General features: G+C 48.1%; 8 protein-coding genes and 1 pseudogene. 1 reads left to right on the forward strand and 8 read right to left on the reverse strand.

The window, feature by feature from the left end; genetic code table 11:
- Window positions 1-200, forward strand: a 200-nt coding sequence (locus ACFQ0C_RS31785) for a hypothetical protein (protein ID WP_379372899.1), incomplete at its 5' end; no start/stop codon positions are given.
- Between the two features lie 15 nt (window positions 201-215).
- Here ACFQ0C_RS31785 and ACFQ0C_RS31790 read toward each other — a convergent pair.
- The 8 genes and pseudogenes from ACFQ0C_RS31790 to ACFQ0C_RS31825 all read right to left on the reverse strand — a co-directional run.
- Window positions 216-1,337 carry a CynX/NimT family MFS transporter gene (locus ACFQ0C_RS31790; protein ID WP_379372901.1) on the reverse strand — a complete coding sequence of 374 codons (1,122 nt, stop codon included), beginning with the start codon at window positions 1,335-1,337 and terminating at the stop codon, window positions 216-218.
- Window positions 1,334-2,269 carry a DMT family transporter gene (locus ACFQ0C_RS31795; protein WP_379372903.1) on the reverse strand — a complete coding sequence of 312 codons (936 nt, stop codon included), beginning with the start codon at window positions 2,267-2,269 and terminating at the stop codon, window positions 1,334-1,336. Before ACFQ0C_RS31795 ends, ACFQ0C_RS31790 begins: the two co-directional genes overlap by 4 nt.
- A gap of 207 nt (window positions 2,270-2,476) precedes the next feature.
- On the reverse strand, window positions 2,477-3,193 hold the full coding sequence (locus ACFQ0C_RS31800) for an SDR family oxidoreductase (protein WP_379372905.1): 717 nt from the start codon (window positions 3,191-3,193) through the stop codon (window positions 2,477-2,479).
- 24 nt (window positions 3,194-3,217) lie between these two features.
- Window positions 3,218-4,249 (reverse strand): NADH:flavin oxidoreductase/NADH oxidase, encoded by a 1,032-nt coding sequence (locus ACFQ0C_RS31805; protein ID WP_379372907.1) that lies wholly within the window; start codon window positions 4,247-4,249, stop codon window positions 3,218-3,220.
- Window positions 4,250-4,283: 34 nt separating this feature from the next.
- Window positions 4,284-4,727, reverse strand: coding sequence for an ASCH domain-containing protein (locus ACFQ0C_RS31810; RefSeq protein WP_379372909.1), 444 nt, complete (start codon window positions 4,725-4,727; stop codon window positions 4,284-4,286).
- Window positions 4,728-4,865: 138 nt separating this feature from the next.
- Entirely contained in the window at window positions 4,866-5,732 is an 867-nt protein-coding gene (locus ACFQ0C_RS31815) for an SDR family oxidoreductase (RefSeq protein ID WP_379372911.1), read from the reverse strand.
- A gap of 92 nt (window positions 5,733-5,824) precedes the next feature.
- Window positions 5,825-6,241 carry an Rrf2 family transcriptional regulator gene (locus tag ACFQ0C_RS31820; RefSeq protein WP_102711436.1) on the reverse strand — a complete coding sequence of 139 codons (417 nt, stop codon included), beginning with the start codon at window positions 6,239-6,241 and terminating at the stop codon, window positions 5,825-5,827.
- A gap of 70 nt (window positions 6,242-6,311) precedes the next feature.
- Window positions 6,312-6,626 (reverse strand): annotated as a pseudogene (locus tag ACFQ0C_RS31825) (SDR family NAD(P)-dependent oxidoreductase); the annotation flags it as partial.
- Window positions 6,627-6,979: the final 353 nt, after the last annotated feature.

The raw sequence follows: 6,979 nt of genomic DNA on the forward strand, positions 1-6,979 counted from the left end.
TATCCATGCACACCTTTGTAGAATTCCGGGTACATCTCTCCGCCACAGCTTTCACAGCCGAACTTGGGCGGTACACTTGGATCTCCACCATCCATTCGATCGAAGGTTTATGCCCTTTATTAAGTCAAAAAGTTAGCTTTCCTGAGAAACGTAAGCGTTGCGCCCAGCTCCTAGACCGACAAGAAGCAAAAGCACGCTGACGATTACAAGAGTCATCAAGGATAACGACCAAGCATGCGTGACATCATGAAGAAATCCAAACAGAATCGGACCGGCCGCCGCCAGAAGATACCCGACCGACTGAGCCATCCCTGACAATTCCGCCGCTGCCTGGAGTCCTTTGTTCGAAGTCCGAAGAAAGCGAGAGCCAAACTAATGCTTGACCCTACGGCGATTCCAATGCAAATCATCCATAACCATGTCAATTCCGTATTCCCCGTCAGCAAGCCAATATATCCGATAAGGTGGAAGAGAACGGTCATCGCGACAATACCTCTTTGGTTCTTATTCCGGGCAGCAATAATCGGAACGATAAAAGAAAACGGAAGACTAATGAACTGCATTCCAGCTAACATCCATCTGGCGGTAGCGATGCTCATTCCCCGCTCATGAAGCAGCTCCGGTAACCAATTGGCATTGATATAGAACAGAAAAGATTGCAGACCCATGAACAAAGTAACTTGCCAGGCCAGCTTCGAGCGCCAGACAGAGCCTCCTTTAGCTGGAATAGAGGCATAGGTGCGGCGACTCCGCAGCTGCGGCAGCCAACACAAAACCGCGAGTCCTGCTAACAATGCCCAGCACCCTAATGACCCTCTCCAACCTAATCCGGCTCCAACCGAGAGAGGTATGCTTATTCCGGAGGCCAGCGCTCCGAATATATTCATGGATGCGGAGAAGGCTCCAGTCATTGGTCCAACTTGGTCAGGAAAGTCCCTTTTAATTAAACTAGGCAGAAGCACATTCCCAACCGCAATTGCAAGCCCAATGACCAGAGTCCCAACAAACAAAGCCGTAACGGAGGGTAACGATCGCAATAGGATGCCTGCCGTTAACAATACCAAGCTTGCCATCAAGGAAGATTCCATCCCTATCCGGTGCGCTATTTTGGGTGCAAGCGGAGAAAGGATGGCAAAAGCGAGCAGCGGCAAAGCACTAAGCAGGCCCGTATTTGTATTAGACAAATGGGTTTGGGAATGAATATATCCAACCAACGGACCCAGTCCAGTGATGGGTGCCCTAAGATTCGCTGCAATGAATAAAATCCCCAAAATCAGCCAAACTATACTGGCTCGGGAACGTACGGCTACTTCTTTATTAACGTTATCAATAATCAAAGCGAATACCTCTTCCTGTCTTCCGTCGCTAAGTTGTCTTTACGAGGCCGGGATAAGCTTGATTTGGGCTTGCGATTGACCAGATAAATGCTGATTCCAATGAGAACAAGCCCGACCAAAAGGTAGCTGGAAAAAGCTTCGTTCAAAAACAGCACGCCGCTAATAACGGAGATGACCGGGACGAGAAACGTATAAGAAGCAACTTTGCTGGCATCGCCTGCATTCACTAGCGTGAAATAAACAACCCAAGAGGCCGAAATCCCAACAACGATCCCAAATACAAGTCCAAATAAATAATGCCCATTCCACACGATATCCGACCATTTTTCCGTAATCGAACCAACAGAAGTCAGCGCGATTCCTCCGATTGTACATTGAAAGGCCACCAGCCAAATGGAATCTACCCGCGAGCTCACTTTTTTGACATACACCGTGCCGATAGCCCAACTGAATGCCGTAATAAGCGCCAATACGATACCCAAGACAGCTATATGCCCCGATAACCCTCCCGCGCTTACAGCCGCCACGCCAAGGACCCCGATAATCAAGCCCGTTACCTTTAATCCCGTCATCAATTCTCCTAACCATAACCAGGCCAAAATCCCGACAAGGATAGGCTGAAGATAAACGATAACCGAGAACAATCCCGATGGCATATGCATCATCCCGACGGTCTGCAGCCCATAGAACAGAGCGACGTTAAACAGTGATGAAGTCAGATAGACCGGCCAGTTTTCTTTCCAGCGTATTTCTTTCCGTTTGGACCAATAGCCGACGATTAATAATATTCCTCCGATCAACGTGCGCAATCCGGCGAATAGAAGAGGAGGCGTATATTCAAGAGCGATTTTATAGATAGGCCACGATATTCCCCATACAATAACAAGAAAAGTGACCAGACTTATGGTTTTGGATCGTGATAATTTCTTCATGTTGGCTACCATTCTCCTATTCTCTAATCTAATTATCCTAAGAATCAATCATACGCCCCTTCTTTTTAGTTATCAAATTACTTTTTTTAGTTATCCTTTTTTTGAATATATTGGTTAATGCTTGTTTGAAAAATAGGCCATGAACTCTACTCGCGTAGATATTCATGACCTTCTCAGTGCATCTTTAATATGTTTTACGTACTGAGTTTAGGACAGGAGCGCCCCGCCCTCAATCAGGATAACGGAGCCAGTGGTGAATCCGTTTTTCGCAAGGTAAACATAAGCTTCGGCAATATCTTCCGACTGCGCGATCCGTCCGACAGGCAATTGGCGCGCAATGGCGTTGAACATGGATTTCCGGTCTTCCTCCGGCATACCTGCGTAGACAGGCGTATCTACGATTCCGGGAGAAACCACATTGACCCGAATCGGGGCAAGATCCACCGTCAATCCCCGCATTAAACCCTCCAACGCCGAGTTGATCGCAGCCAGCGTGGATGCCCCCTTCGGAGGCCGTTTGCCGTAAACGCCGGAAGTCAAGGAGATGGAACCTTCTTGATTCAAATAGGGGATAGCCGCTTTAACGGTGATATACTGGCCCCAGAACTTGCTGTCGAAAGCAGTTTGCGCCTGTTCAACCGGCAATTCGTGGAACTCACCCATCGCGCCTTCGCCCGCGGTGATCACCAAGTGATCAAACTTGCCAACCTTTTCGAAAAATTCTCCGGCTTTCTCTTCACTCCGAAAATCCAGCTCGTAAGCTTCAACATTCCCGCCAAGCATTTGTTTGGCTTCCGAGAGCTTGGCAGCGGAACGGCTTGCGATAACTACCTTTGCCCCTTCATCCAGAAATGCCTTGGCAGTCGATAATCCAATACCTGATGTGCCTCCTACAACTATGACTCGCTTCTCTTTCAATGACATTCGGATAGCCTCCTTATTTTCCCATTAATGATAAGCCCGCTCATATTGCTTTGGAATGGTGGTATATTCACTTCTAAGCGATTTAGCAGCATGGATAGTCCAGTAAGGATCTCGAAGCATGCCACGGGCGATCGCCACTAAATCCGCTTCTTCGCTGCAGATGACGGATTGAGCAAGTGCCGGGTCCTCAAGCATGCCTACAGCTACGACGGGCACCCCAAGAGCCTCCCGAATTTTGCGCGCAAAAGGAACTTGATAACCTGGGTAGTTGCCAGGCTTTCTTTCCCCTACGGGTCCTTCCCCGCCAGAACTTACATGAAAGACATCTACACCTGCTGCATGGTAAGCTTTAGATAACTTAATGGCATGTTCCATACCATAACCCCCATCCGCGTACTCTACGGCAGTGATTCGGAAAAATAACGGCATATCTGCAGGCATTTCCTTTTTGACCGCCTGTATGACCTCTACCCCAAATTTGGTCAGGTCTTGTCCATACGCATCTTCGCGTTTGTTGGTAAAAGGGGATTGAAACTGATGAATTAAATATCCGTGCGCCCCGTGAAGCTCAATCATATCTACGCCTGCCTGAACAGCCCGGCGGGCTGCATCAGCGTAGAGCTGTACCATCTGATTTACCTCATCGACTGTAAGTGCACGGGGCATCTTATAGCGGGATCCCGGATATGGTATAGCGGAAGGGGCCACTGGCTCTTTAGCATCTTCCGCTTTTCGGCCAGCATGAGCAATTTGAATCCCAATCTTGGCCCCGTGAGCATGAACTCCATCAATAATTCTGGCAAATGCCGGAATATGGTCATCGGACCAAATCCCTAAATCAAAGTCGGTTATTCGACCATCCGGCTCAACGTCCGTCATTTCCATGATGATCAAGGCTGCACCGCCAATTGCGCGGCTAAGGTAGTGAACATAATGCCATTCGTTGGGTTTGCCATCCCTAGCGGTTACGGAATATTGGCACATGGGGGCCATGACTACCCGATTTTTCAATTGTAAACCTTTAATTTCATAAGGAGAAAATAAGTGAGTGGTCAAGTCAGAACCTCCATTAATTGATTGTTTACATAGGTCATATCATCAACTCTTCGCCTATCGGATATTCCCATAGTCCCAGTTTTCCCTTCACTGGAATATAGGGCTTCAGCAGACGGAAACCCGCTATTTCCCACGCAAAATAACCTGGACTGTAATCGCCTAACAGGAAGTCATCCCCCGTCACGACCTTCCCGCAATCCAGAATGGCTGACGTATGATTAGCGTCGATGACTTGATAACAATTCGTAAGCTCGCAAGTTGCAAGGATAACCCCCGTAAGGAGGTTTTGTTCCGTATAGCCATTCTTGGCGAGTAAAGAACGGATGGGTTCATATTTGCAGGCCTGCTTATCGACTTTCTGGCTTGCATGAATGGCCAACGGTCCGCGATACCGGGTCTTCCAGGATCTTGTTTCATAGAGAGTCTCGCCTTGGACAAGCAGAGTCGCCCACGGTTGAATCATGGATAATACTTTCATTCCTCTACGCTCCATTACTGTTCATAATGAAGTACTATTCCCCAAACATTCTCTAGACTTTCCATACACGCATAAAAAAGACGCAATCCCTCCGGTCGCATTAGACCTTCGGGAACAACCTCTGTTTCGCACGCTCAATTAAGCCTGAATTTCGTTTACGATTTGACGTAGACCCTCTTCGAGTGACGTGGCCGGACGTCCAAGCAGCTTCTGAAGATCATTGCTCTCGACTTCCAATGCGCCATCGCGAATCGCACTCTGAATTCCAACCAGAATCGGAACGACCAGTTCAGGTACACCTACGCTGCTCATTATGCTGGCATAAGTTTCGTCATCCACTTGTTGAACGGGAACTTCCCGGCCCAAGACACCGGCAAGGACAGAAGCTAGCTCTTCTTGTGTAGCAAGTTTGCCGGACAGCTCATACACGGAATTCTCATGGCCAACTCCCGCCAGTACGGCTGCAGCTGCCTGTGCATAATCGCGACGGGTCGCCCAGCCTACTTTGCCGGATCCCGCCGAAGTCAACCAAGGTGCTCCTCCAAGGACTGCTTGAATGCTGCTAGTCTCGTTCTCCAAGTACCAGTTGTTGCGCAGGTAGGAATAAGGAATCCCCGAGTTTCTGATGGCTTCCTCAGTGGCACGATGCACCGGCGCAAGGAATATCGTGTTCTCGCTAGCGTTTCCTAAACTGGTATAAGCAATGAAACCGACATTAGCGCGCTTAGCAGCCGCTACAGCCGCAGTATGCTGGCGAGTCCGAGTTTCGTTGTCGCCGTCCGTGGAAACGATCAAGAGGCGGTCGATACCTGCGAACGCTTTATCTAGCGTATCCGGCTGTTCAAAATCCCCAAGCCTTACATCAACGCCGCGAGCTCGAAGGCTCTCCGCTTTCTCCGGGTTGCGAACGCTGACGGCAAGATCCTTAGCCGGTACGGTTTCCAATAAAGTTTCTACTACAAGTGATCCCAATTTCCCTGTTGCGCCTGTCACCAAAATTTTCATCGTAATTCCTCCTATAGTATGAATCTAATAATCACAGTCGTTATAACTACTTTGGTTACAACGATGGCATAAAAAAGCTCTAAGAGCTTTTTTTACACAAACTGAGAAGCTAGCTGGCTTAAGTTCACTTGAGCCAACCTTTGTTCCATCGCGGTTTGGGCTTCCTTCATTTCCGAACGAAGAGCCGCTTCAATATTCCGGCCAACCGGGCATTGGAGATTCGGTTCATCGTGAAAATTAAACAGTTGACCGTCCTCGATGACTTCCACGGCGCGGTACACGTCCAGAAGCGTGATCTGATCGGAATCCTTCAGCAAGGAAGCGCCGCCCACCCCGAGACGAATGTCTACCAAACCCGCCTTCTTAAGCATCCCCATTATCCTGCGGATTATAACTGGATTCGTATTCACGCTGCCCGCTATGAAATCGCCGGTACAATCTTTGGAGCTAACGGCGATCAGAGAAAGGATATGGACAGCAATGGAAAATCTGCTACTAATCTGTTTCACTTTAGCATCACCACCGTTGTAACCATTGTAGTTACTTCGCGACAGAATGTCAACCCATAACCCGGCACACATCGGGATCCATATCGAGCAGTGAACCGAACTGCGCCATTCCCGCATTATTAAGCAAAATATCGATGGACCCGAGTCTTTCGATCAAATTGAAAACGGCGGCGTCCACTTCAGCCTTAACAGATACATCAGCGGTTGCAATAAAAACTTTAATTCCATAAGTTCGGGTCAATTCTGCCTGTAAGGACTCCAAGTCGCTGTTCGTTCTTGCCATTAAACCAAGCTGTACGCCTTCTGTGGCCAAAGCAATCGCAGTCGCCTTTCCGATTCCTTTCCCCGCTCCGGTAATAATTGCTGTCTTATTGTGCAATTCCATGAACATCTCTCCCATTCAATCGTTTAATTGATCCAATCTGGACAAACTGAAAAAAGATGATTTTCAGCATCTCTCAGCTCCTGCTCATTAACAATCATAATTCCCATTTTTGGTGTTGAGCATGTGCTTCAAAATCATGCAGTGAAAAAGTAAGTTGCTACAGTTATTTTAACTATTATACAATAAGAAAAACCGTCCTTGCGGACGGACTCCGGCGATTGAGTTCAGTTTGGCGAGTGGGAGGGCATCAAGGTGGGCTACGATTGCCTCTTGAACTTGTGTACATTTGATCATATTTTTATTGGTTTGAACACAAGATTCAAAGGGCAACCGCTGACGCTTCTCCGCTCCAC

This window comes from Paenibacillus sp. GCM10027630 (assembly GCF_042676305.1).
Classification (GTDB): Bacteria; Bacillota; Bacilli; order Paenibacillales; family NBRC-103111; genus Paenibacillus_S.

Excerpts from the sequence above, each read along its gene's own strand:
- ACFQ0C_RS31795 (WP_379372903.1), bottom strand. The coding sequence starts at position 2,269 with ATGAAGAAATTATCACGATCCAAAACCATAAGTCTGGTCACTTTTCTT.
- ACFQ0C_RS31810 (WP_379372909.1), bottom strand. The coding sequence starts at position 4,727 with ATGAAAGTATTATCCATGATTCAACCGTGGGCGACTCTGCTTGTCCAA.
- ACFQ0C_RS31815 (WP_379372911.1), bottom strand. The coding sequence starts at position 5,732 with ATGAAAATTTTGGTGACAGGCGCAACAGGGAAATTGGGATCACTTGTA.
- ACFQ0C_RS31800 (WP_379372905.1), bottom strand. The coding sequence starts at position 3,193 with ATGTCATTGAAAGAGAAGCGAGTCATAGTTGTAGGAGGCACATCAGGT.